At 69.9% G+C, this 24199-nt stretch carries 27 protein-coding genes and 1 riboswitch; of the genes, 12 read left to right on the top strand and 15 right to left on the bottom strand.

The window, feature by feature from the left end:
• Positions 1-61 precede the first annotated feature (61 nt).
• Entirely contained in the window at positions 62-1045 is a 984-nt protein-coding gene (locus ACSIH6_RS37230; protein ID WP_435113176.1) for a GlxA family transcriptional regulator, read from the bottom strand.
• A 190-nt stretch (positions 1046-1235) separates the two neighbouring features.
• On the opposite strand from ACSIH6_RS37230, the gene ACSIH6_RS37225 reads away from it, so the two are divergent.
• Entirely contained in the window at positions 1236-1703 is a 468-nt protein-coding gene (locus tag ACSIH6_RS37225) for a RidA family protein (protein ID WP_435113174.1), read from the top strand.
• A 249-nt stretch (positions 1704-1952) separates the two neighbouring features.
• On the opposite strand, the gene ACSIH6_RS37220 is transcribed toward ACSIH6_RS37225, so the two are convergent.
• From ACSIH6_RS37220 to ACSIH6_RS37195, 6 genes are all read right to left on the bottom strand, one after another.
• Positions 1953-3404 (bottom strand): phytoene desaturase family protein, encoded by a 1452-nt coding sequence (locus ACSIH6_RS37220; RefSeq protein WP_435113172.1) that lies wholly within the window; start codon positions 3402-3404, stop codon positions 1953-1955.
• A gap of 19 nt (positions 3405-3423) precedes the next feature.
• A complete protein-coding gene (locus ACSIH6_RS37215; protein ID WP_435113170.1) occupies positions 3424-4200 on the bottom strand; it encodes a class I SAM-dependent methyltransferase in 777 nt (258 codons plus the stop codon).
• A complete protein-coding gene (locus tag ACSIH6_RS37210) occupies positions 4197-4376 on the bottom strand; it encodes a hypothetical protein (protein WP_435113168.1) in 180 nt (59 codons plus the stop codon). Before ACSIH6_RS37210 ends, ACSIH6_RS37215 begins: the two co-directional genes overlap by 4 nt.
• A gap of 17 nt (positions 4377-4393) precedes the next feature.
• Positions 4394-4954 carry a hypothetical protein gene (locus ACSIH6_RS37205; RefSeq protein ID WP_435113166.1) on the bottom strand — a complete coding sequence of 187 codons (561 nt, stop codon included), beginning with the start codon at positions 4952-4954 and terminating at the stop codon, positions 4394-4396.
• Positions 4951-6846, bottom strand: a complete 1896-nt coding sequence (locus tag ACSIH6_RS37200) for an alpha/beta fold hydrolase (RefSeq protein ID WP_435113164.1) — start codon at positions 6844-6846, stop codon at positions 4951-4953. The genes ACSIH6_RS37205 and ACSIH6_RS37200 overlap by 4 nt, the downstream gene beginning before the upstream one ends.
• Before the next feature lie 97 nt (positions 6847-6943).
• A complete protein-coding gene (locus ACSIH6_RS37195) occupies positions 6944-7087 on the bottom strand; it encodes a hypothetical protein (RefSeq protein ID WP_190394885.1) in 144 nt (47 codons plus the stop codon).
• Positions 7088-7405: 318 nt separating this feature from the next.
• Between ACSIH6_RS37195 and ACSIH6_RS37190 the strand changes: the two genes are divergently transcribed.
• From ACSIH6_RS37190 to ACSIH6_RS37175, 4 genes are read left to right on the top strand one after another with little or no spacing between them, the layout of a single operon-like run.
• Positions 7406-8347, top strand: a complete 942-nt coding sequence (locus tag ACSIH6_RS37190; RefSeq protein WP_435113162.1) for an ABC transporter ATP-binding protein — start codon at positions 7406-7408, stop codon at positions 8345-8347.
• Complete coding sequence (locus ACSIH6_RS37185; protein ID WP_435113160.1) at positions 8344-9105, top strand: ABC transporter permease; 762 nt, start codon at positions 8344-8346, stop codon at positions 9103-9105. Before ACSIH6_RS37190 ends, ACSIH6_RS37185 begins: the two co-directional genes overlap by 4 nt.
• Positions 9105-10271 carry a sensor histidine kinase gene (locus ACSIH6_RS37180; protein ID WP_435113158.1) on the top strand — a complete coding sequence of 389 codons (1167 nt, stop codon included), beginning with the start codon at positions 9105-9107 and terminating at the stop codon, positions 10269-10271. The genes ACSIH6_RS37185 and ACSIH6_RS37180 overlap by 1 nt, the downstream gene beginning before the upstream one ends.
• On the top strand, positions 10268-10873 hold the full coding sequence (locus ACSIH6_RS37175; RefSeq protein ID WP_150255950.1) for a response regulator transcription factor: 606 nt from the start codon (positions 10268-10270) through the stop codon (positions 10871-10873). Before ACSIH6_RS37180 ends, ACSIH6_RS37175 begins: the two co-directional genes overlap by 4 nt.
• A gap of 113 nt (positions 10874-10986) precedes the next feature.
• On the opposite strand, the gene ACSIH6_RS37170 is transcribed toward ACSIH6_RS37175, so the two are convergent.
• A complete protein-coding gene (locus ACSIH6_RS37170) occupies positions 10987-11301 on the bottom strand; it encodes a DMT family transporter (RefSeq protein ID WP_017563510.1) in 315 nt (104 codons plus the stop codon).
• 36 nt (positions 11302-11337) lie between these two features.
• Positions 11338-11405: riboswitch (guanidine-III (ykkC-III) riboswitch) on the bottom strand.
• Positions 11406-11915: 510 nt separating this feature from the next.
• On the opposite strand from ACSIH6_RS37170, the gene ACSIH6_RS37165 reads away from it, so the two are divergent.
• From ACSIH6_RS37165 to ACSIH6_RS37135, 7 genes are all read left to right on the top strand, one after another.
• Positions 11916-12314, top strand: coding sequence for a DUF485 domain-containing protein (locus tag ACSIH6_RS37165; RefSeq protein ID WP_435113155.1), 399 nt, complete (start codon positions 11916-11918; stop codon positions 12312-12314).
• Entirely contained in the window at positions 12311-13996 is a 1686-nt protein-coding gene (locus tag ACSIH6_RS37160; RefSeq protein WP_435113153.1) for a monocarboxylic acid transporter, read from the top strand. The genes ACSIH6_RS37165 and ACSIH6_RS37160 overlap by 4 nt, the downstream gene beginning before the upstream one ends.
• 300 nt (positions 13997-14296) lie before the next feature.
• Positions 14297-15313 (top strand): sensor histidine kinase, encoded by a 1017-nt coding sequence (locus ACSIH6_RS37155; protein WP_435113151.1) that lies wholly within the window; start codon positions 14297-14299, stop codon positions 15311-15313.
• Positions 15310-16125 carry a LytR/AlgR family response regulator transcription factor gene (locus tag ACSIH6_RS37150; RefSeq protein WP_130395306.1) on the top strand — a complete coding sequence of 272 codons (816 nt, stop codon included), beginning with the start codon at positions 15310-15312 and terminating at the stop codon, positions 16123-16125. Before ACSIH6_RS37155 ends, ACSIH6_RS37150 begins: the two co-directional genes overlap by 4 nt.
• Positions 16122-16616, top strand: a complete 495-nt coding sequence (locus ACSIH6_RS37145; RefSeq protein WP_435113149.1) for a hypothetical protein — start codon at positions 16122-16124, stop codon at positions 16614-16616. The genes ACSIH6_RS37150 and ACSIH6_RS37145 overlap by 4 nt, the downstream gene beginning before the upstream one ends.
• Positions 16610-18265, top strand: coding sequence for a sodium/solute symporter (locus ACSIH6_RS37140; protein ID WP_435113147.1), 1656 nt, complete (start codon positions 16610-16612; stop codon positions 18263-18265). The genes ACSIH6_RS37145 and ACSIH6_RS37140 overlap by 7 nt, the downstream gene beginning before the upstream one ends.
• Positions 18266-18343: 78 nt before the next feature.
• Positions 18344-19183 (top strand): hypothetical protein, encoded by an 840-nt coding sequence (locus ACSIH6_RS37135; protein ID WP_435113145.1) that lies wholly within the window; start codon positions 18344-18346, stop codon positions 19181-19183.
• Positions 19184-19262: 79 nt separating this feature from the next.
• On the opposite strand, the gene ACSIH6_RS37130 is transcribed toward ACSIH6_RS37135, so the two are convergent.
• The 7 genes from ACSIH6_RS37130 to ACSIH6_RS37100 all read right to left on the bottom strand — a co-directional run.
• A complete protein-coding gene (locus tag ACSIH6_RS37130; protein ID WP_435113143.1) occupies positions 19263-20048 on the bottom strand; it encodes a bestrophin-like domain in 786 nt (261 codons plus the stop codon).
• Between the two features lie 181 nt (positions 20049-20229).
• Positions 20230-21000: an enoyl-ACP reductase FabI gene (gene fabI, locus ACSIH6_RS37125; RefSeq protein ID WP_435113141.1), complete on the bottom strand. Its 771-nt coding sequence runs from the start codon at positions 20998-21000 to the stop codon at positions 20230-20232.
• 231 nt (positions 21001-21231) lie between these two features.
• Positions 21232-21504, bottom strand: a complete 273-nt coding sequence (locus ACSIH6_RS37120; RefSeq protein WP_435113138.1) for a hypothetical protein — start codon at positions 21502-21504, stop codon at positions 21232-21234.
• Entirely contained in the window at positions 21501-21866 is a 366-nt protein-coding gene (locus ACSIH6_RS37115; protein WP_435113136.1) for a hypothetical protein, read from the bottom strand. Before ACSIH6_RS37115 ends, ACSIH6_RS37120 begins: the two co-directional genes overlap by 4 nt.
• A gap of 142 nt (positions 21867-22008) precedes the next feature.
• Complete coding sequence (locus ACSIH6_RS37110) at positions 22009-22842, bottom strand: aminoglycoside phosphotransferase (protein WP_435113134.1); 834 nt, start codon at positions 22840-22842, stop codon at positions 22009-22011.
• The gene (locus ACSIH6_RS37105) at positions 22839-23579 is read right to left on the bottom strand and encodes an AAA family ATPase (protein WP_435113132.1); all 741 of its coding nucleotides are present in this window, start codon (positions 23577-23579) and stop codon (positions 22839-22841) included. Before ACSIH6_RS37105 ends, ACSIH6_RS37110 begins: the two co-directional genes overlap by 4 nt.
• Before the next feature lie 10 nt (positions 23580-23589).
• Positions 23590-24199, bottom strand: a 610-nt coding sequence (locus tag ACSIH6_RS37100) for an SPASM domain-containing protein (RefSeq protein WP_435113130.1), incomplete at its 5' end; no start/stop codon positions are given.

Genomic DNA, 24199 nt, shown 5'->3' with positions numbered 1-24199 from the left:
ACGCGGGTCCGGGGCCCGCGAGTTCGGGCGCACGCGAGTTCGAGGGCCCGCGGGTCGGCGGTCAGGAACCGGCGGCCCGCGCGAGCCCGTGCGACCTGCGGTAGGCGGACGGCGTCGCGCCGACCTCCCTCTTGAAGACGGCACGGAAGTTCGCGGCGGTGCCGAACCCGGTCGCCCCGGCGATCCTCTCCACCGACCAGTCGGAGGTCTCCAGCAGGCGGCGCGCGTCCAGGACCCGTTGCAGGACGACCCACTGCATGGGGGGCATCCCCGTCTCCCGCTCGAAGCGGCGGATGAAGGTCCTGCGCGAGAGCATGCTCCGATCCGCCATCCGCTGCACCGTGATCGGGGACCCGATGTTGGACAGGACCCAGTCTCGGGTGGCCTGTAGGCCAGTCGGTGCGAGGGCGGGCGCGTTGGCGTACCCGGGGCCGGCCGCGACCGCCGCGAGGGAGGCCACGGAGTCCCTGGCGGCCTCGTCGGCGGCGGCGTCGCCGAAGTCGGTCCGAAGGACGTGGATGCAGGCGTTGATTCCGGCGGCCGCCCCCGCCGAGGTCAGGACCGGCCCGTCCTCGACGAACAACCGGTCCCCGACGACGTCCACCGAGGGGTGCAGCGTCCGCAGCAGGTCGGCGTGGCGCCAGTGCGTCGTCGCCGTGCGCCCGTCGAGGACCCCACTGGAGGCGAGCGCGAAGGTCCCGGTGCAGATGGCCACCATCCGGGCGCCGCGCCGGGCGGCGCGGCGCAGCGCGTCCAGGTGGGCCTCCGGCAGGGGCACGTGCGGGTCCCCGTACCCGGGCACCACGACGACGTCGGCGGACTCCACCGCGGACAGCGGGTGGGTGGGCCTGACCTCCACGACCGGCTCGGGGCCGGGCGACCCGCCGCCCGTCTCCCCGGCCGTCGCGGAACAGTCCCCGCCGCAGACGATGATCCGGTATCCGGGGTGGCCGCCAAGGACGTAGGCGGGGATGCTGTAGTCCAGTGCGAAGCCCCGCGGGACCGCGAGTATCGCCACGACCTTCTGGGCCTCTGGGTGGCGCAACGCTCTCCCTCGCCTTCCGTGCCGGGTGGCCTCTGCGCCGCTGATCCTACTCTCGCCGCTCCGGAGGGCGCTGTTTTCCGGACTGGCACGATCCTTGCTGTTTTTGGCACACGCGCGTCTGGCCCGGGCCAGGGCCGAATCCTAGATTGTGGAACACCCCCCGAATTCCGCTTTCGATGATCGGAGTGCCATGAACAACGAGGACCAGGTCGAAAGGCACGGCGTCTCCTGGGAGGAGGGCTACGGATACGTCCAGGCGATCAGACGCGGCGACACCGTCCACCTCTCCGGCCAGGTGGCGCACGACGGGGAGCGGCTGGTCGCCCCCGCGCCGGTCGGCGCCGACGGACGCGTCACCGACTTCGGCAACACGGGCGAGCAGATGCGCCGGGCCTACGCCAACGCGGCCGAACTGCTGGGGCGCTTCGGCGCCTCCATGGACGACGTCGTCGAGGAGACCGTCTACGTGCTGGACATCGACGCGGCCTTCGCCGTGGCCGGGCCGGTGCGCAAGGAGGCCTACGGCCGCCCCGACCCCCGGGTCGCGAGCACCCTGATCGGCGTCTCCCGGCTGGCCTTCCCCGAGCTGCTGGTCGAGATCGGTTTCACCGCCCACGTCGGGGCACCGGCCGCGAACGGCCCGCGTTCGGGGGACTGAGCGCCTCCGCCCCTTTCTCCGCCGCGTCGTGTGGGAACGCGGTGGCGTGGCACGAAGGGCGCGGCGGTGGAACGCGGCGGAACGAGGAAAAGGACGGGGGAGAGCGCACGGGCACAGTACGCCGCGCGCTTTCCCCCGTCCCGAGCGGCGGCGGGGCGGCTCCCTCCGCGACGCCCCTCGGCCCCCGTCGCCCTGAGCGGCGCGGTGCCGCTCCCGGAGGGACGAGGAGACCGCCCGTCCGGGAAACCATCACCGTGGAGACAGGTCCGGAGGAGTACGCACGCCGTGTTCGTGGCGGAGCGCGGACAGTGCGGCCAGGTAGCCCGACATACCGTGCACTCCGGGGCCGGGCGGGGTGGAGGCCGAACACAGGTACACCCCCGGCAGCGGCGTGCGGTAGGGGTCGACACCGGCGACGGGCCGCAGGACGGCCTGGCGAACGGACATGGCCCCGGACGCGATGTCCCCACCGACGTAGTTGGGGTTGTACTCCTCCATCCGCGCCGCGGAGATTCCTCGCGAATCGATGATGGTGTCCGTGAAACCAGGGGCATAGGTCTCGATGCGGCGACGGATCATGTCCACAGGATCCCGCGTGTCCCCGTTGGGTACGTGGGCGTAGGCCCACACCGGCCGTTTGTGGGGCAGGGCTCGACCCGGATCGGTGGCGGCGGGGTCGACGAGGAGGACGAAGGGCTCTTCCACCCTTCGTCCACGCGCGGTCTCGGTCTCGGCGCGAAACATCTCCTCCTGGGTGCCCCCCAGGTGCACGGTGCCCGCCGCGCCCACCTCGCGAGCCGTCCAGGGAACGGGCTCGGAGACGAGGAAGTCCGCCTTGGCCACACCCGGGCCGTAGCGGAAGCGCCGCAGCGCCCTGCCGTAGCGGTCGGGAAGTCGACCACCGGCGATGTCGAGGAAGCCCTTGGGAGAGACGTCGAGAAGCACCGTGGAGGCCGGGGGAAGGTCAGTGAGGTCCTTGATCCTCCGGTCCGTATGGAACACGCCGCCGTGCGAGGCGACATCGGCGGCGAGCACGTCGGCGATGACACCGCTGCCGCCCCTGGGCAGGGGCCAGCTGGTCTCGGTGTGGGCGAGGTGACCGAGCAGCAGCGCCACGGCCGCGCCCGGGAGTGAGGGCAGCGCGCCGATCACGTGTCCCGCGACTCCCGCGAACAGTGCCTTGGCGTGTTCGGTGACGAACGGGCCAGCCCCCAGACCATGCGTCAGAGCGCGTTGGGCCAGGAGGAAGGCCGCGACGGCGTCCGGGGGCAGGGACCTCTGCCCGGAGATGACGAGGTCCACCACACCGCCGCTGCGCTCGACGAGCGGAGCCATGAGGCGGCGCCAGCGCCTCCCGTCCTCGCCCAGGCCCGCACAGGTGTCGTTCAGGTCGATTTCGGCAAGGGCGGCTCGTCCACCGGGAAGAGGGTGGGCGTAGGGCACGGGAGACCGCAGCAACTCCACGCCCCGGGCTCTGAGATCGAACTCCCTGAAGAAGCGCGACGCCGCGGCCATGGGGTGGACCGCGGCGCACACGTCGTGGACGATCTCGGTGTCGAAGAGGGAGACGGTACGCAGCCCTCCGCCGATCGTGTCGTGTTGTTCGTAGAGTTCGACGCTGAGACCCGCACGAGCGAGTGTCACCGCTGCGGCGAGTCCGTTCGGGCCGGTTCCGACGACCACGGCGTCGACTCTTCCCATCGAATGTCTCCTACGGTGCTCAAGGCGCCGGTCTGGTGTAGACGCAGATGAAGGTCGCGGACTGTTCGGTGGCCGTGTTCAGGGCCCAGTCCCCGTACCCCTCCCTCGGGCAGTCGAGGCTCAGGCCAGCCTCCTCCGCCCAGGTGTGCACTTCCTCGGGGACGAGCAGCCTGGAGTACTCGGTCCCCACCCTGGTGGTGCCGTCCTTCTCGTACCAGATCTGGGAGCACTGCCACGTCCTGCCGTCCCCGGCGATCGCGGAGTGCGTCTGCAGACCGGTTCCGGGCTCGGGATAAGGAGTGAAGAACGTGACGTGAGGTCTGCCCATGTGCAACACCTCCGTCACAGCGGGGCGGTGATGCGCCTCGATGAACAGCTTCCCTCCGGGAGCGAGCAGACCGGCCGCTCTGTGGACCGCCTCGCGCTGGTCCTCCGGACGGAGTAGCTGGTTCAGGGTGGCGCACACCGCGTAGACCAGAGCATAGGAGCGGGTGTCCTGGTAGGTGCGCATGTCCGCGTGGACACCGGTGACCCGGCCGCCGGTCCGCGCGTTGGCTTCCGCGAGCACGGCGAGCATGTCCCTCGAACTGTCCACGCCGGTGACCGCACCGATCATGCTCGCCAGGGGAAGCGCGATCCGCCCGGTGCCGACCCCGAGTTCGAGTGCTCCCGTGTCCGGGGCCGGATGGCACTCGGCCAGAACCTTCGCGGTCTCCTCCGCGGCACTCGGATCGAAGAGGCGGTCATACCAACGGGCGAACTGCCGACCGTAGTCCGTGTCGATGCTGCTGGTCACCGTGATCCTTCCTTCTTCCTCGGCACGAAGATGACCAGGAGTCCCACCCAGAGCACCGCGCCAAGTCCCAGGGTCGCCGCGACGGACAGCACCTCCGTGAGCGCCAGGGCGACGAGGATGACGGCGACCGCGACGGCGGCGACAACAGCGATGACGCTTCTGGCCTGGCTCTTCATGGTTTCCTCCACGGAATTTAGGTGAATTTCCTTCGGGGTGTGAGCATCACCATCTCCGGGGCCTCCGAGGAGTCGAATCCGGAGCTCTTGACCATGGCGATCTGGTAGCCGTCGGCTTCGGGATTCTCAGCTCGGATTCTAGCCCTCACATAGTTGTCGAGAAGCCGGTAGGCGGGCGTCAACGAGATCACGTCGAACCCCCGGTCGATCACACCGACGAGTTCCACGGAAGCATCGAAGAACGCCTTCTCCCCGCGCCTTGACGGGAACCAGAACATCTGCCCCAGTGAGCGCTTTCTTGCCAGATCGATCCCGTTCCATGTTGAAATCTCTCCCTCCTGACCGATGGTCCGGTAGAGGAATAGATAATCGTGGACTCCCGGCTCTGGAGCGAAGAATCGCCAGGTCGGAAGGGCTTGGAATCGGTCGAAGACTTTGACGCGGTTGTATGTCGCCACGTGGTGATGCTGGGTGGTGATGGTAGCGGCAACGAATACCGCAAAACCAACCCGGGCGAGAGCCCCATGACCGGTGAAGGCGTTCTTGACAGTGCCGTAGACACGTGCACGTGCTGTCATGGTTTCCCTTCCCCCTGGTTCTGGGCCTGACGGGTTCCTGAAACCTTCGTGGCCATGGCGTCCCGCACGAAGTCCATGATGAGGCGGGCCACCCGGGTCCCGTGAGTGCCATTTGTCATGATCGTGTCGTGGTCGGCGTTCTTCACGACCTCGAACCCAACGGTCGCTCCGGTGACCTGGTGGGCGAGACCGAGCTCCCGGTGCAGGAGGAGTTGCTCGGGGTCGTAGTCGACGGTCTTCTGGGCGGAGAGCACCAACGCCGGTGCCGACACGGGTGGAAGGTCAGCCCCGAAGGCCGCGTAGTCGGCCTTGACCTCCTCCCACTCCTCGCCTGCGGCCAGCCACAGACGAGCGTCGGCGTACTGGGCGAAAGCGTGTCGGCGCAACGGTGTCGGCAGGCTTTCCAACCACGGCGGACGGCTCATCAGGGAACCCGCCCCGAGCCTGTTCGACCAGGCGAGAGTGGCGAACAGCTCGTGCATCCGCTCGCCGGAGGCCCTCTGCTGTCTCGACCGTTGGAGTTCGGCGGGATGCGAGGCGTCGACGTACACCAGACCGATCAGCTGGCCTCCCAGCGAGGGAGCGGCCCGTCTGGCCAGGTCCCCGCCGAGGGAGTGGCCGACGAGGACGACAGGGCGGTCGGCGGGGACGACCGCCCGGACCAACTCGGCCAGTTCCGCCGACGCGGTGCCCAGGTCCACTCGGGCGTGGGGAGCCCGCGCGCTGGCTCCGTACCCGGGCCGCGCATAGGTCACGGTCCCGAAGCCGGTCTCCTGCCTCAGGGTCTGGGTGATCCACCCGAACTGCTCCGGAATCGAGGCCAGGCCGTTGACGAAGACCAGGACGGGTGACGTCCCGTCGCCCTCGGCGGCCTCGTAGGCCAGGGTGTTGCCGAACCGGGTCCTGGTCCACCGCGTCCCGGGGCGCCCTTCCAACACCGCCATGCGACGCTGCGCGGTGGACAGAAGCATCCCTACGGCCACGCCGCCGAGCACCGCGCCCATGGCGACGAGTGAACTGTCATCGCGGTCGGCGACCTCGGGGAGTTCTCTGGGCGCTGCCGTGTAGGCGACGTGCGGGTGCATGGAGGTGAAGGCGGTCAGGAACCTGCCCAGCCCCATGAGGTAGCCGTTGGCGCCGTGGAAGGCGATGGCGGAGATGATGAAGACCCGGCTGAGGCGGCCCTTCCCTGCGTAGACGAGCGGGAACAGGCATTCCATCAGCAGGACGCCGTAAACCAGCGGTTTCGCCAGACGGGGATGGGCCGTGGCGAGGCGGTGAGCGCCCTCATGCCCGTATGTTCGCGTCCGCAGCACCTCCTGGAGAGCGGTCCCCTCCGTCCAAGGGCGCCCCAGGAGCTTGAACCAACCGGCGATGACGTAGGACAGATTGGACTGGATGGCCACATGCCAGATCGCGGCGTCCTGCACGCGAGGGGAACGGGAGAGCCTCGCGACCGCGTTACCGGTCTGGACCAGAACCGAGACCTCGTCGGCTCCGTCGGTGCCGTAGCGGTGTCGGAGGAAGACGGCCGTGCCGCTCGCGGCGAGGAAGGCGTTGCCCAGTCCTCGCCATCGGGAGTCACCGGGCAGGAGCATGCCCGCGCTCACGAGCGCGCGTGCGGCGTGCACGGCGTAGGTGGTACGCGGCTCACCGACACCGTCCAGGAACCGACGGGTCAACGGGGACGCCGTGGTGTAGAGCCCGCGGACGGTATCCCAGTCGAAGAACCCGTCCTTCGCCGTCTCCCGGTGCAGGTAAAGGTACTCAAGAGACCCGACCAGTGCGGTGACCGAGGATATTCTCTCGGATAAACCGATCGCCTGGTTCCGGGTCAGGGGGATGGGTTTGAAGATGCTCCCGACGATCTTGGCCAGTCTTTTCACGTTCACTCCCGCCCTGCGGCTCCCGAATTTTTGCTGAATGGGTAGCACAACATCCGGAAGGGCCTTCCGGTGGAGGTTGCCACCGGAAGGCCCCCAGTAATCACTAGCCGAAGATGCCGGTGATGGAGGTGGTCGCCGTGGTCGCGGTGGTGACGACCGTGGCCATGACCGGGGCCTGGTCGAAGGCGACCATGCCCTCCTCGGCGTCGAATTCCAGGGCGTCGAAGTGCTCGATGATTTCCTTCATCACGTTCTCCTTGGGCAGATAGAACTTCTGACTACTTTCTCCTACCGCCGAATGCGATCGTTCTGACTGGGCCCATATCGCACCAGCAGGGTTTCTGGAGACTTCTTCGCAGCGACTGCGAAAGCGATTCAAGCACAGAGACATTCTTCATGCTGTGACACAGATCACACCAATACTGGTCAATTTGTCACCCTCTCGACATGACAAGTGTCACGAACTCGCTATGACACATGCAATAATAATCCGTTGCAAGCAGCACTGGAGAAAGGTCACCCAGAGTCAAACAATGGCCATATGGACTCAACCATCGAAACCAGTGTGATAGAAGTCACAGACCTGTGGCGTCGCTACGGGACGGGAAACAAGACCTACGACGCCGTCAGAGGGGTGTCGCTCAGTGTGGGAAAGGGCGAGCTCTTCGGCCTGCTCGGGACCAACGGGGCCGGGAAGACCTCCACGATCGAGCTGCTCGAAGGACTGGCTCAGCCCTCGCGGGGAGAGATCCGCCTGTTCGGCCGGTACGACCCCGTGCGGGACCGGTCCTCGATCCGCCCCCATACCGGGGTCATGCTCCAGCAGGGCGGATTCGCCGAGGAACTCACCGTCGCGGAGACCGTCAGGCTGTGGGCCGGTTGCAGTTCCCGGGCGCGTTCCGTGGAGGACGCCGTCGCCCTCGTGGGGTTGGAGCACCGGGCGAAGGTCGCCGTGAAGAACCTGTCCGGAGGCGAACAACGGCGGCTGGACCTCGCGCTGGCCACGCTCACCGAACCGGCTCTGCTTTTCCTGGACGAGCCCACGACGGGCATGGACCCGGAGGGGCGCAGCGAGACCTGGCGCATCATCCGGGGCCTCAAGGACATGGGCACCACCATCGTCATGACCACGCACTATCTGGAGGAGGCCGAAGCCCTCGCCGATCGCATCGCGATCATGCACCAGGGCCGGATAGCGGTCGAGGGCTCCGTTCCCGACATCGTCGGCGGCTTCCCGTCGTCACTCACTTTCACCCTGCCCACCGGTTTCACCGCGGATGACCTTCCGCCTCTGGAAGAATTGGCCGCGAAACTCGATCATGTTCGGGACAGCAGGGTGCGTTTGGTCACGGACCAGTTGCAGCACACGGCCACGGAGGTACTCGCCTGGGCTCGGGACAGGGGGATACCCCTGACCGGCCTCGACGCGCGCTCCGCCTCATTGGAGGAGGCGTTCCTGCACATCGCGAACAACGATCTGGACGAGGAAGCGAGCCCCACCTCATGAGTACCACCAGTCAAATCACTGCCCTGGGGCGCGCGGAAGCCTCGCTCTTCTTTCGGATCAAAAGCAACTTTCTCAACGTCCTCTTCATCCCGGCGATGGTGCTCGCCGTGCTGGTCGTTTCCATGACCCGTTTCGACCTGGACGCCCTGAACCTGTCGCTGGGACCGGTCATGCTCGCCAGCGCGGCGGGCGTGATCCTGGTCTTCTCCCTGTACGTACCGCTGACCACGACCTACGTCGTTCGGCGGGAGGAACGACTGCTCAAGCGGCTTCGAACGGGCGAACTGTCGGACCTGGTCATCCTGATCGGCACGGCCCTGCCCACCATCGTGATCGCCGTCGTCCAGTTCCTGCTGGTCGCCGTGATCGTCGTGCCGCTCACCGGAGCGGGGCTGCCGAGCGCTCCGCACTACCCGTTGATCGCGGTCCTGCTGGGAGCGCTCTTCGCCGCGGCACTGGCCGCCTTCTCCAGTGCCGGTGCCCGCAACTCGGAAAGCGTCCAGGTCGTCATCCTCCCGGGGCTGGTGCTGCTGCCCACGACCTCCGGGGCCTTCTTTCCCCTGGAGGCCATGCCACAGGCCGTACAGGAGGTGTGCTACTGGATGCCGTTCACCCCGATGGTCGACCTGGTCCGCGCGGGGTGGCTGGACACCCTCTCCGTGGCCGAGGCACTCCAACGGACAGGACTGCTGCTCGGATGGACCCTCCTCGCCGTCGTGGCGGCACAGCGCTGGTTCCGCTGGGAGTCGCGTGTCTGATGGGCCCGATCGACGAGAACGGTCTCCAGCGCACGGAGGCGGGAACCCGGTACGCGTTGGCCGTACCCCTGTGGGTGGTGATCGCCGTGTTCGTCTGGGCCGTCTCCAGCGCCTCGGCCCCGCCCGCTCCCGTGGCGTGGACCGCCGTGGCCGTGTACGTGGCACAGGCTCTCGCGGCCACGGTGGTGGCCGCCCGCTCGCTGGGCGGCCGTACCTCGTCCTTCCGCCATCACGCCTGGATCTCGGTGGGGATAGCGGTGCTCACGTTCGCGGAGCTCGGCGCTCTCGCGGTGCTGGCCGCCGAGACGTCGTCGACCGGATTCACCCCCTATGCCATGGTGGCGCTGGCCGTGCTGCCCACGGCCGTGGTGTGGGCGTCCGCCCCGTGGACCGTCGTGGTCGCGTTGGCCGTGGCGAGTGCGCTCGCCTCGGCCGCGTACCCCGATCCGTTACCGGCCCTGGCCGCGGCGGCGGGCTCCTGGCTCTTCGGTGTCCTCACCGTGCGTCTGTTCGGCTGGAGCGTGGACGTGGCACGGCGGGTGGAGGCCGCCCGCCAGCTCGAATCACGGCTCGCCATCGCCGAGGAACGGCTCCGGTTCGCTCGCGACCTGCACGACACACTGGGACGCACGATGACGGTGATCGCGCTCAAGAGCGAACTCGGCGCGCGCCTGAGCGACGACCCCCGGGTGCGCGCCGAACTGGAGGAGGTGCAACACCTGGCACGGGAATCACAGAAGGAGATTCGCGCGGTGGTGCGCGACTACCGCGACACCAGCCTGGTGGCGGAGCTCAACGGGGCCCGTTCCGTCCTGTCCGCCGCCGGCGTCGTCTGCCGGATCAGGGACGAGAAGCCGATCGAGCTGGAGACCGCGGAACAGTCGTTGTTCGGGTGGGTGGTCCGTGAGGGAGTCACCAACGTGATCCGACACTCCCGGGCCTCCTACTGCACAATCACTCTGGGAGTGGAGGATGGCGAGGCCACCATGCACATCGTCAACAACGGCGCGCACGCGGAACGGCCCACCGGCGAGGGTACGGGGGCGGGGCTCGACGGACTCGCCCAGCGACTCGCCGTACGCGGGGGGACCCTGAAGGCCTACCGCGCGTCGGACCGGACCTACCACCTCATCGCTCGTGTACCTCAGCGTCGGGAGACATCGTGATCAGGGTTCTCGTGGCCGAGGACGAACATCTCATCCGAGAGGCGATGGTGGCCCTCCTCGTGCTCGAACCGGACCTGGAGGTCATCGCCCAGGCGGCGTCCGGGCACGAGGCGGTCGCGATGGCACGGGAGCACGGCCCCGACGTGGCCGTTCTGGACCTCCAGATGCCCGGGCTGGACGGTATCGCCGCGGCGAAGACGATCATCCGCCACAACAACGGCTGCCGTACCCTCATCCTGACCAGCCACGGGCTACCCGGCCACCTCAAGCGCTCCCTGGAAGCGGGGGTGAAGGGGTTCGTCCCCAAGATGATCTCCGCGGCCAAGCTCGCCGACGCCATCCGCGCCGTACACGGAGGGGACCGCTACATCGACCCGTCGTTGGCCGCCGACGCCATCTCGGCGGGCAACTCGCCGCTTTCCGCACGTGAGGCCGACATCCTCGCGCTGGCCGCCGACGGAGCCACGGTGAACGAGATCGCCCAACGCGCCTCCCTGGCCCCAGGGACGGTCCGCAACTACCTTTCGTCGGCCGTTACCAAGTTGGAGGCGAACAACCGGCACAGCGCGGTCCACATCGCCCGCTCGCACGGCTGGATCTGAGCCTCCCGTCCACGACGGTGAACCGCCGCACGCGGTCACCGCCTCCCGTCCGCACAGAGCGCCCGTGCGAGCCGCCATCGCGGACGCACGGGCGACAACTCCGTCATCGCGGACTAGTGCAGGAGCTTGAGCCCCACGACGCCCGAGACGATGAGCACGAGGCACAGCGCCTTGGGCCAGCTGAAGCCCTCGCCGAGGAAGAACATGCCCACCAGCGCGGTGCCGACGGCGCCGATGGCCACCCACACCGCGTAGCCGGTCCCGACCGGGATGGTGCGCAGCGCGTAGGCCAGCCCGGCCATGCTCAGGAACAGGGTGACCCCGAAGGTCACCGACGGCCACAGGCGGGTGAAGCCCTGCGACGCGCTGAGCGCGATGGCCCACGCGGTCTCCAGGAGCCCCGAGACAGCCAGAACGATCCAGGCCATGATGCCTACCTCCGTGACGTGTGACGTGCGTTCTCCAACGCGCCGTCTTGTCGTCACCGGGTACGGCGCACCTCGTCCGGGGGTATCGCGGAACGCGCCGACGCGGGTGCCCGCGACGGCGGTGATGGTGCACAAGCTACAACGCCCGGAGCCGGACGGGGGTTCCGGGCCCGGTGGAGGCGTGTCCCACCCGCCGGGCACCGTCCGGAGCCCCCGTCGGGCGCCGGGCCTCCCCACGAGAGCGGGTCCCACGCGAGCGGCCCCGGCGGAGCTTGCTTGGGTTCTAGCGGAGGCCGGGCCCCCCTTCGGGCGCTTTCCCGAACGCCGGAACCCCCGCGACACGGCGGTTCCCGCGCGGCCCGGCCCCTGTGCGGCGCGTGCGCCACGGGGCCCGTGGTCTGGACCGGAACCGCTCGGCGACCGTTCGGCGCGCCAGACGACCGCCCACCGCGCGCTGGGCGACCGTTCGACGCTCCTCCCCCGCGTTCGGCGCGCGTGCGCACGGGCCCCCTGCTGCGCGGTAGTGCCGCTCCTTACAGTTCCTCGTAACGCAGATCACACCAGAGCGGCACCGCCGCCGGACGCACGCCAATCCCCCCGGAGGTACACCCACCATGTCAACAGACCGGCCAGCGAAGGACCCGGCCCCGCCGCCCGAGGGCAACGGGAGCGGCGACGCGATCTCGACCGAGGCCTACGTCACCATGCACGGCGACCCGCGCTTCACCGAGCTCAAGCGGCGGCTGTACAGGTTCGTCTTCCCGGTGAGCCTCGCCTTCATGGCGTGGTACCTGCTCTACGTGCTCATGTCCGCCTTCGGCCGCGACTTCATGGGCGTCGTGCTCTTCGGCAACGTCAACGTCGCACTGGTCTTCGGTGTCCTCCAGTTCTTGTCGACCTTCGGGATCGCCATCCTGTACACGAACTACGCGCGCCGCAGGCTCGACGCCCAGGCGGTCGAGCTGCGCGACGAGCTCCACTACAGCGCGGCGAACAAGGAGGGCGGCCGATGAACCTCGCCCAGGAAGCTGTCGAGACGGTCAACGACAGCAGCCGCGTCATCACCATCGTCCTCTTCGTCCTCATGATCGCGGCCACGCTCGGCATCACCGTCTGGGCCAGCCGCAGCACGCGCTCCGCCACCGACTTCCACTCGGGCGGGCGCGGCTTCTCCCCGCTCCAGAACGGCCTGGCGATCGGTAGCGACTACATGTCCGCCGCGTCCTTCCTGGGCATCGCGGGCATGATCTCCCTGTTCGGCTACGACGGCTTCCTCTACTCCATCGGGTTCCTCGTCGCCTGGCTCGTCGCCCTCCTGCTGGTCGCGGAGCTGCTGCGCAACTCCGGCCGCTACACCATGGGTGACGTGTTGTCCTACCGGATGCGGCAGCGTCCGGTGCGCACCGCCGCTTCGGTCTCCACGATCGTGGTGTCGATCTTCTACCTGCTGGCGCAGATGGTCGGCGCGGGCGCGCTCATCGCCCTGCTGCTGGGCATCCAGCCCGGGCAGACCTTCATGGGCATGGACGCCGACACCGCCAAGATCGTCGGCATCGTGGTCATCGGCCTGCTGATGACGATCTACGTGACCTTCGGCGGCATGAAGGGCACCACCTGGGTGCAGATCATCAAGGCCCTCATCCTCATGGTGGGCGCCGCCCTGCTCACCGTGCTGACCCTGTCCCTGTACGGGTTCAACCTCGGCGCCCTGATGAGCGACGCCGCCGCGGCCAGCGGCCAGGAGGGCTTCCTGGAGCCCGGCCTGCGCTACGGCGTGGAGGTCGCGGGCGACCCGCTCCAGACCCTGTGGAACAAGCTGGACCTGATCAGCCTGGGCCTGGCCCTGGTGCTGGGCACCGCGGGCCTGCCGCACATCCTCATCCGCTTCTACACCGTCCCCGACTCCCAGAGCGCCCGTAAGTCGGTCAACTGGGGCATCGGCCTCATCGGCACCTTCTACCTGATGACCCTGGTGCTGGGCTTCGGCGCGGCGGCCATCGTCGGCCACGAGGCCATCACGGCCCAGGACGGCGCGGGCAACACCGCGGCCCCGCAGCTGGCCCAGGTGGTCGGCGAGCGCATCGGCGGCGAGATGGCGGGCGCGATCCTGCTGGCGGTCATCGCCTCGGCGGCCTTCGCGGCCATCCTGTCCACGGTGGCGGGCCTGGTCATCGCCTCCTCGTCCTCCATCGCGCACGACTTCTACAACTCGGTCCTGCGCAAGGGCAAGGCCACGGGCGCCGAGGAGGTCCGGGTCGCCCGCCTGTCCGCCCTCGGCGTCGGCGTGGTCGCGATCCTGCTGGCCGTGTTCGCGCAGAACCTCAACGTGGCCTTCCTGGTCTCGCTGGCGTTCGCGATGGCGGCCTCGGCGAACCTGCCGACCCTGCTGCTCAGCCTGTTCTGGAAGAGGTTCAACACCCGCGGTGCCCTCGCGGGCATCTACGGCGGCCTGATCAGCGCCGTGGCCCTGGTGTTCTTCTCGCCGGTGGTCTCCGGTAGCGAGACCGCGCTCATCCCGACCGCGGACTTCGCCTGGTTCCCGCTGCCCAACCCGGCCCTGGTGTCGGTGCCGATCAGCCTCCTGTGCGCAATCGTGGGAACCCTGTCGTCCAAGGAGCGCGACTTCGACAAGTTCGCCCAGCTCCAGGTCCGCGCCCTGACCGGCGCGGGCGCGGAGAAGGCGGCCAACCACTAGGGACCATGAGCTCGGGGCCGTCGGTGGCCCACTCCGACCGGGAGCCCACCCTTCTCCCGGCACGGCCACCGCCCCGAGCACTCCCCCGGGCCCGCCACCGCTCCCGGTGGCGGGCCCGGCTCCTGCACGCGGCGCGAGCGCGCATTTGCGTCACGATTCGAAAGGTGACCCCGACCACGTGAGCACCGACACAGTTCGCTGGGATAGGGTCGTTACGTGTCATACCGGTGGCTGTCGCGGGTGTCCTCCCCCTCCCGACGTCGCCCAGCGTCCTCGGAGCAGCGGGCGAGCGTCGAGTTGATGCGCCAGGTCCACGCCCTCGGCGTCGACCTCCGGGACGGGCTGCACGGCCGGAGGGTCTCCTCGGCCGCCAGGCGGCTGCGCCAGCTCCTGGCCGTCGACGGCGTCGTGCTGGCCGACCTGGACGGTCCGGTCGCCGCGCACGGAACCCGCCCCGCCCCGTCCGAGGTCGAGGGGCTCCTCTCCCAGGTCTTCGAGTACGGCAGCAACGCCCGCGTGCGCCTGCCCGACGGCACGTCGGTGTGCGCGGTCCCCCTGACCGTGGCCGACGAGCTGTCCGGTGCCCTGGTGGCCTCGGGCCACCCCGTGGAGGCCGATGTGGAGGCCGCCGCCGCGCTGGTCTCCGACTGCCTGGACCACGCGGCGCTGCGCCGGGCCCGTGCGCGGATCGCCGCCGCCGACCTGCGCACCCTGCGGGCGCAGATCTCCCCCCACTTCGTGCACAACGCCCTGGCGGTGATCGCCGCCCTGGTGCGCACCGACCCCGACCGGGCCCGCCACCTGCTGTCGGACTTCGCCGACTACCTGCGCTACGGCTTCTCGGAGAAGGGCGACTACGCGACCCTCTCGGAGGAGCTGGAGGCCACCCAGACCTACCTCGAACTCCAGCGTGCCCGCTTCCACGACCGCCTGGACATCACCGTGCGGATGGCCCCCGAGGTGCTGCCCGTGGCCATACCGTTCCTGGTCGTGCAGCCGATCGTGGAGAACGCCATCCGGCACGGACTGGAGCGCAAGGAGGGCAAGGGCCACATCAGCGTCTCCGGTTTCGGCGAGGGCCCGCTGTGCGTCATCGAGATCGAGGACGACGGGGTGGGCATGCACCCCGACCTGGCCCGATCCCTACTGGCGGGCACCGGGCCGGAGTCGCGCAGCGTCGGCCTGGCCAACGTGGACCAGCGGCTGCGCGCCGTCTACGGACCCGAGTACGGTCTGGTGATCGAGACCGCGCTGGGGGAGGGGACGAAGGTGACCGTGCGCGTGCCCAGGTTCACCAGGGGGGTGGTGGCGCGTTGAAGCCCGAACTGCGGGTGCTGGTGGTCGAGGACGAGGCCTCCACCCGCCAGGAGATGGCGTCCCTGCTCGGCGACATGCCCGAGGTGGCGGAGGTCCTGGTGGCCGACAACGGCGCCACCGCGGTGCGGCTGCTGGGGACCACCACCATCGACGCCGCGTTCCTGGACATCCTCATGCCCGGCCTGGACGGCATGGACGTGGCCCGGGTGCTGAGCGTGCTGTCCGAGCCCCCGTCCATCGTGTTCGTGACCGCCTCCGAGGCCCACGCCGTGGAGGCCTTCGGCATCGGCGCCGTGGACTACCTGCTCAAACCGATCCGGCCCGAGCGCCTGGCCGAGGCGGTGGGCCGCATCGCGCAGCTGCGCAGGCCCGGCGGCGGGGCCCCGCCCGCCGAGGACCTGCACGTGGTGCAGATCGACACCGGCAGGCGCACGGTGTTCGTCAAGCGCGACGACGTGCAGTTCGTGGAGGCCCAGGGCGACTACGTGCGCCTGCACACCGCCGACGGCGGCCACCTGATCCGCCTGTCGCTGTCCTACCTGGAGGAGGTGTGGGCCTCGGCCGGGTTCGTCCGGGTCCACCGGGGGTTCCTCATCGCCATCCCGTGGGTGCGCGACCTGCGGGTGACCTCCTCGTCCGGCCTGGTGGCGGGCACCCCGGCCGGTGACGTGCCGGTGAGCCGCCGCCACGGCCGCCACCTGCGCGCCCAGCTGCTGGAGGCGGCCCGCCGCGACCAGCTCGGCCGGTCCGCGAACGCCCAGGGCGGTCCCGCCTCCCGGTCGCGGGACGGTGAGGGCGAGCAGGCGCCATGAGTCCGCGCCGCGAGAAGCTGACCAGCCCGCAGACCCGCATCGCGCTGGCCCGGGGCAACCGGCCCGCGCAACACCTGCTGCCGATACCGGAGCCGGTGGACACCGAGGCGGCGCGCGCGCTGTTCCGCGCCCAGCGGCGGACCGCGGTGCGCACCGTGGCGGTGCTTTCGGCGCTGCTGTTCGGGATGAGCGGCGCGTTCGCGCTCTTCCCCGCGCTGGGGGAGATCCGGCCGGGCGGCGTCCCGCTGTCGTGGCTGCTGCTGACGGTGGCGATCTACCCGATGCTGTTCGGACTGGCGCTGTGGCACGTGCGCTCGGCCGAGCGGATCGAGGACCGGGCGGAGAGCGCCGCGGACCGGGCGGGGGCCGCGGGGGCGCCGGAGCGCGGCGCCGGCAGCGGGGAACGCAGCCGCGGACAGCACGGCCGGGAACCCGGACGCACGAGGGGACCGGGGCGCGCGAGCGGTGAGGACACGGGGCGCACGTGGTGATCGCGGTCCTGGCGATCGGGCTGGTCCTGCTCACCAGTCTGGTCATCGGCGTCTACGGGGTGCGGGCGGCCCGCTCGACCTCCGACTTCCTGGTGGCCTCACGGCGGGTCTCCCCCAACTGGAACGCGATGGCGATCGCCGGGGAGTACCTGTCGGCCGCCTCGGTGCTGGGGCTGGCGGGGCTGCTGCTCAAGAACGGCCTGGGCACCATGTGGTACGCGGTGGGGTTCGCCGCGGGCTACGTGGCGGTGGTGGCGTTGGTGGCCGGTCCGATGCGCCGGTCGGGGGCGTTCACCGTGCCCGACTTCGCCGAGTACCGCCTGGGCGCGCCGCGCCTGCGCAAGCTGTGCGGCTGCGTGGTGCTGGTGATCATGCTGCTGTACCTGGTGCCCCAGTTCAAGGGTGCCGGTGTGGTGCTGGCCCTGGTCAGCGGCACGCCGTACTGGGTGGGGGTGCTGCTCGCCGGGGTGGTGGTGAGCGGGTCGATCGCGGCCGGGGGGATGCGGTCGGCGACCTACGTGCAGGCCTTCCACTACGTGGTCAAACTGGCCTTCATCGCCATCCCGGCGATCTACCTGGTGGTGCACGCCGGTCCGCGGACCCGGGCGGAGGCGCTCAACCCCGAGTGGGGCACGCACTTTCCCGAGACGACCCCGGTGGAGTTCACCGTGGGGACCCGGTTCAGCCTGGACGAGCCGGTGACGGTGACCACATCCGGGGGCGAACAGGTGGAGTTCGCGGCCGGGGAGCACACCGTGGAGGCGGGCACCGAGTACGTGTTCCCCGAGGGAGCGACCATCCCGCACCCGGCGGGGCTGCCGGAGCTGGGCAGCGAGCGGTGGAGCTCGCCGCTGCTGGACGTGGGCGGGTACCCGCTGTTCGAGACGTGGTCCACGCTGCTGGCGATCACGCTGGGCTGTATGGGGCTGCCGCACGTCATCATGCGCTTCCACACCAGCCCGACGGCGCGGACGGCGCGCCGGGTGGCGGTGGGCGTGATCGCCCTGCTGGGGCTGTTCTACCTGTTCCCGACGGTGTACGGGCTGCTCGGGCGGGTGCTCACCCCACATCTGGTGCTGCTCCAGGGCACCGACACGGTCGCGGTGGTGCTGCCCGCCCAGGCGGTGCCGGGCTCGGTGGGGACGGTGCTGACGGCGCTGGTGGCGGCGGGGGCGTTCGGCGCGTTCCTGTCCACCTCCTCCGGGCTGCTGCTGGCCCTGGCGGGCGGGCTGTCGCACGACCTGTTCCAGGGCAGCGTGCCGCGGCTGCGCCTGGCGGTGGTCGTGGGCGCGTGCGTGGCGGTGCTGCTGGCGCTGCCCGCGCAGATGATCGACATCAACGTGCTGGTGGTGTGGGCGTTCACGGTGGCGGCGTCGACGTTCTGCCCGCTGCTGGTGCTGGGCATCTGGTGGCGGCGGCTGACGCTGCCCGGGGCCGCGTCCGGGCTGATCGTGGGGGCCGTGACCGCGACCGGCGCGGTGGGGTGGTCGATCCTGCTGCCGCCCCCGGTCGGATGGCTGGCGGTGCTGCTGGGGCAGCCGGCGGCGTGGACCATCCCGCTGGCCTTCGGGACGATGGTGCTGGTCTCGCGGCTGACCAGGCCGCCGGACTGGGCCGAGCACGCCGTGCTGCGCCTGCACTCCCCCTGAGGGCTCGGCCGCGGGTGTAGGGTCCGGACTGACCACGTACGATCACCCGTCGTGCCGATTGTGACACGAGGAGTTCCCATGCCCCCCTCACGTCGTGCCCTGCCCGCGCTGCTGGCCTCGGGCGCGCTCCTGCTCGCCTGCGGCGCCTCGCCCACACCCGCCCCGGACTCCCCGCTCTCCGCCGGGCCGGGGGGCACGGTCTCCCTCGTCGGCGCGGTGGACTCCGTTCCGCAGGTGAGCGCGGTGGACGCGGTCCCGCAGGTGAACGCGGTGGACGCGGTCCCGCAGGTGAACGCGGTGGACTCCGTTCCGCAGGTGAGCGCGGACGGCACGGGCGTCAGCGTGGACGACGGAACCTCCCGTGTGGAGGTGGGCCCCGACGGGGTCCGCGTGGAGACCTCGGGCGCGCTGGTGGAGGTCGATCGAGGGTCCTACGTCCTGGTGTGCGCGAACGGCGTGCGGGTGGTGGTGCGCGCGGGTGAGGCGCCGCCGTGCGCGCCGCGCCCCGAGCAGCCGCAGCCGCAGCCGCCCGAGGAACCCGGCTACCCCGAGCCGCCCACGCCCCCGGTGCCCGGCGAACCCGCGCCGCCCGCTCCCGAGGAGCCCGGCCCCGAAGCCCCGGAGGAGCCCGGAGCGGTGCCGCCCGAGCCGGGGAGCCCGACCGAGGGCCCCTCCCCCGCCCCGGCGGAGCCCGCCCAGGAGCGCGCGGCCGACCCCGCGCGGCCGTCCGCGTCGCCGTCGGCCCCGCCCCCGGTGGAGCAGGCCGTCCGGGAACAGGTGCTCGCCGACCTCTCCCCGCCCGCCGCGCAGCAGGCCGCCGGTGCCTTCACCCCCATGCGCACCATGGTGGTGCTCATGGTCGTCATCGCCGTGGTCGCGGCGGGCGCGGGCCGCGCCGCCGCGCGCTCCGCCGGCTGAGCGGGCTGACCGGAAACGGGAACGGGCTGCCGGACGCGTGCCCCGATGACGCGTCCGACAGCCCGTTGGCCCGATCCCCCTACTGGGGGTTGAGCGAGGCGTCGAGTGAGGCGTCGATCCGGTCGAACCCGGCCAGCGCGTCCTGGATCGCGCCCGCGTCGTGCGCCAGGGCCCCGTTGTACGGGTTGCCCAGGTAGAACAGCAGCAGGATCGTGGCGAACACGAAGATCAGGTTGGCCGACGCCCAGAAGTAGGCCACGGCCGAGCCCCGCCGGATCATGGCGAAGGGCAGCACCGCCACGGCGATGGCGGACAGCGCCGCGATGCCGTTGAGGACGGACGGGATACCGTCACCGGCCGCGTCGGCGCGCACGATGCGCGCGTCGCTGAGCTCCGCGAGCTCCTGGCGCGCGGTCAGGCGGTCCAGGCCGTCGCCGGTGTCGGACACCGACAGCGCCCGCACCGACGCGGCCAGGTCGGCCAGGGCCTTCTCGCCCTCGGTGCTCAGCTCGCCCTCGCCGCGCATCAGCGGCCAGTCCTCCTCCGCGACCGCGCTCATGTAGGCGCGCAGCTGCTGGCGCACCACCTCCGCCTCCTCGTCGGGGAAGGCGGTGGTGCTCCAGTACAGGGCGTCGGCCGCGCCCGTCTCCTCGGTCAGCCCGTCCCCGGCCCCCGTGAAGTTCTCCCAGCCGATCACCACCCCCATCGCCGCCGACGCGAGGTAGAGCGCGAGCACGCAGGGGGCGACGACGACGCTGACGGCGCCTCCCGAGGATTCGTCGTCGACGCCGAACCTGCGAACGGCGAGGACCGCGCCGACCAGCATGGCGGCCAGGACGGCGAGGACGAGGAACAGCGTCATCATGGGGATTCCCAGGGAAGAAGGACGGACCGGCAGCGAACGGGTCCATCCGTAGCACGCGCGGTGCGGCCTTCTCAGCGGAAAGCAAGAACGTCCGCAAATGTCGCCCCGGTGTCGTGACCTGCCCGGACGCCCGCGGCGTCCGGGGCCGAACATCCTCCCCCTGCGCGGTCAGCTCCTCCGGCTACAGCGGCGCACCCATCGCGTGGTAGCCGCCGTCCACGTGCAGCGTCGTGCCGGTGACGGCCCGCGCCGCCGGGGACATCAGGAACAGCGCGGGACCGGCGACCACGGAGGCGTCCTTGGTGTCCCAGCCCAGCGGCGCGGAGTCGGCCCAGCCGTCCGCGATCTGGTCGAACCCGGGGATCGAGCCGCCCGCGAGGGACTTGACCGGCCCCGCGCTGATGGCGTTCACCCGGATGCCGTCGCCGCCGAGGTCGCGGGCCAGGTACTTCGTGGAGTTCTCCAGCACGGCCTTCGCCGACCCCATCCAGTCGTAGACCGGCCAGGCCCGGGAGGCGTCGAAGGTCAGGGACACGACCCCGGCGCCGTGCGGGGCGGCGGCCATGAGCTCCCGGAACCCCACGGCGAGCGCCTTCAGGGAGTACCCGGAGACGTGGATCGCGGTGGCCACGTCCTCCCAGGAGGTGTTGAGGAAGTTGCCGCCCAGCGCGTCGCCCGGGGCGTAGGCGATGGAGTGCAGCAGCCCGTCCACGTGGTTCCAGTGGGCGGCGACCTTGCCCGCCGTCGCGGTGACCTGGTCGGGGTCGGTGACGTCCATGGGCAGGATGTCCACGGGTTCGGCCGGGAGGCGTTTGGCCACCCGCTCCAGGATGGACAGCTGCCTGCCGGGCGGGTTGGTCAGGATCACCTGGTGGCCCTGCTCCATCGCCTCCTCGGCGATCGCGTAGGCGATGGAGGACTGGGTGGTGATGCCGGTGATGAGGAGGTTCACCTGGGTTCCTTCTGCGCGTAGGTGCTGGCAGGAGGAACGTACCGGTGCAAGGACGGGCCGTCACCGGGGAATCGGTACAAGGTTCGGGCCCGGATTTTGAAACCCCAGGAGACGGGCGGTGGTCGTCCGCGCCGGGACGACCACCGGACGCTCCGCTCCAGTCCCCTGGGCGTGAACGGCCACCGGCCGCCCCACACCGTCGTCCTGTGAGGCGGACACTCAGACGGATGGTCAGGAGTCTCCGACAGGCCAGAACCGCACACGGAGAATGAAGACGAGATGGAGCCGCCGGTGTTCCTGGTACCAGACCATCAATCGCCCCTCGGCATGGTCGAGCACCCTCGACACCCCGGAGTCCTCAACCGGAGGATCGCCCAGATACTTCACCGAGGCGGCGTCCGCCAACCGTTGCGCGAGATGTTCGACGGCGGCTTGGTCAACGCGTTCCAGCCCTCCGGCCACCTGTTCCGCGTCTGGAAGATACTCCCAGGTCCACTCCGTCACTGACTGACCCGCCGAGTGGCTTCACCGAGCATCTGCGAGATCTCCCCTGCCGCGATCCGGGCCTCATCGGCGCTGTCGGCTTCACTGACCGCTCGCTCCAGCTCCAGAAGGCGTTCGGCACGCCGAGGGTAGCGCCGGAGCTCGACGAAGACACCCCATCTGAAGAGGAAGGTGTGCATCGGTACCGTGCTGTCGGTCTGGACCGCTTCCTGCCAGACCTGGTGGAACTCGGAGTCGAACCGGACGGAGGCGGCCAAATCCAGCCGTGAGACCGCGACACGCAGTGCCTGTTCCGTCAGCGGAGGCATGGGGAACAGCGGCTCTTCGTCTGCCGTGAACTCTCGCGCAACGTTCGAAGCCATCAACTCACCACTCCTGACCCTTCGGCGACTCCGCTGGGACGCATCGACGCTCCGCTCGGACTCAGTCGCTTGAGCACCCGCCAACGTCCACCTTACGGGGCCGGTACATGCCAGAGCCTCTATCACGCCCGGAACGAAACAGTCACCTGTCCAGTAGGGAGGCGGCCAGGCGGTGCAGGGGCACAGCCAGACCCGGGTCGTCACCTCGCTCGATACGCAGGAGCAGACGCGCGATGACGTAGAGCTGGGACCGGACACCGTCCGGACTGTCGAGCTGGTCCGCGAACGCGCTGTGCACGCACGCGGCCGTGTCCGGGACCAGCAGGCTGTGGCAGTAGAGGGTGGCGGCGTCGAGCCCGACCGGGGCACGCCCCCACCCCTCCCAGTCGACCATTCCCAGCTCTGGGGCGAGAAGGTTGTTCCAGTGCAGGTCCGCGTGTGCGGTGCTCCACTCACGCACGGTCGGATCGATGGCGTCACCGAAGAAGACGGTCAGCCGACGGGTCACGGACTCCTGGTCGACCGCGACACGCCCCGTGGAGGTCGCCGCCACCCGCCCCAACGAGGTACGTAGTTCCTCCCACCACGACGCGGACACCTGCGGGGCCTCGTGGATCTCACTGGTCGCGGAACACACGTTCCCCGGCATGAGGCTCATCAACTCGGCACGGACGCGGTCGGGTGCCTCGTCCCACTCCTCCATGTTGATCACCTCGGGTTTGGGCACCCCCGTGACAGCACGGGATTCGGCGTTTCCCGTCCAGAACTCGCCTGAGGCCCAGCGATGGTGCTCGGTGACCACGCGCAGCCAGTACTTCCCCTGAGTACCGTGCGCGCGTGCCCCGATGCTGCGGTCGCGCCATCCGAACACCGGTATGCCGTTCAGTTCCACGCGGAAACGGTCTGCGGCATGCTCCAGCAACGTCCGCATGTGGGAGCGGTGCCGTTCGTCGGCCAGCCTTGAGACATCGCTCATGAGTCGATGAGGTGTCGCAGGTACTTCTGGGGGTCGGACAGGTAGCGCCGCCAGTGGTCGACCATCTCCAGACGGTCCCACGTGGTGCGGCGCGCGCCGTGCTCCCCCACTTCGATGATGTCCGCGTCCGGGGCGGCGGCGAGGATGGGGCTGTGCGTGGCACAGATGATCTGTGAGCCCGATGCCGCCAACTCGTACATGAGGTTGACCAGGCGCAGGCACGACATGAACGAGAGCGCCGCCTCCGGTTCGTCCATGAGGTAGAGGCCGGGCTTGTCGAACATGGCGCTCAGGATGATCAGGAACCCCTCACCGTGGCTGTGTTCGGCAAGGTTCTCCTGCCAGTAGCCGTGCATGCCCGAGACGGCCTCCGCGAACCCGAAGGTCGTCTCGGCACGCAGGAAGTACCCGGTCTGATTACGGCGCCCGGCCTGTTTCTGCCGGGCGCCGCGCTGTGTCAGATCCAGCCGCAACCGCTCGCCCAAGGGGGTCTTGGGGCGGTTGTTGGCGTACTTGCGCCCGGCGCGCCCTCCGCGTGCGTCGAGTCCGTAGGCTTCGGCGATCCCCTCCACCAGGGTGGACTTTCCCGACCCGTTCTCACCGACCAGGAAAGTGATGGGAGCACGGAATTCCAGCCTCTCTGCGGTCAGACGGCCCACGGCGGGGATGCTGTAGGGCCACTGATCCGGGTCTGGGGGTTCCAGCCCCTCGGGGATGTCGATGCCTTGGACGAACACGCCACTCCTCTCACCTGTAGTTCGGCGCGCAGTTTCCAGCGGGGGTGCAGTCTCCTTTGGGGTTGCACGCGGGACTGCACGAAGGCCCGCACTGGGGATCGCACATGTCCGGCACACACACGGCACGGTGGGTGAACTCCTCGCTGAGTTCCGCCACCACGGTAGCCATACGGTCGCTGCCGGGGATGTCGTTCAGCGATTGGTGGCGCACGTTACCGACCGAGAGCCAGCGCGTGAAGACGCAGGGCCAGACGGTGCCGTCCGGGGCCACAGCGAGGTTGCCGTGGGCGCAGCGTCCGCAGAGCACGGAGGTGTCGGGGGTGCTGTCGTGCTCGGCCCCGCGTCCGACACCGCGCAGGTCGTCATAGCCGATCTGCTCGACTCCGAGGGAGCGGAGTTCCTGTTGCGCCTCACCGGTGCGCTGTGAGGGCAGGACACCGACCACACCGGCCCGCAACGGGATGCGGCGCCGCCTGGCCTCAACGATGTTGGCGCGCGTGCGGGCGTGGGTGGGGCGCTGGGTGATGGCTGCGTGTTCGTCGGCATCGTCCGAATACCAGCTCGTGGCCAAACGAACCCCGGGGCGGGAGAACACCTCCCACAACCGGGCCGACACGTGC

It is taken from the genome of Nocardiopsis synnemataformans, assembly GCF_965343085.1.
GTDB classification, from domain to species: domain Bacteria; phylum Actinomycetota; class Actinomycetes; order Streptosporangiales; family Streptosporangiaceae; genus Nocardiopsis; species Nocardiopsis alborubida.
This window is presented reverse-complemented; position numbering and strand designations above follow the sequence as displayed.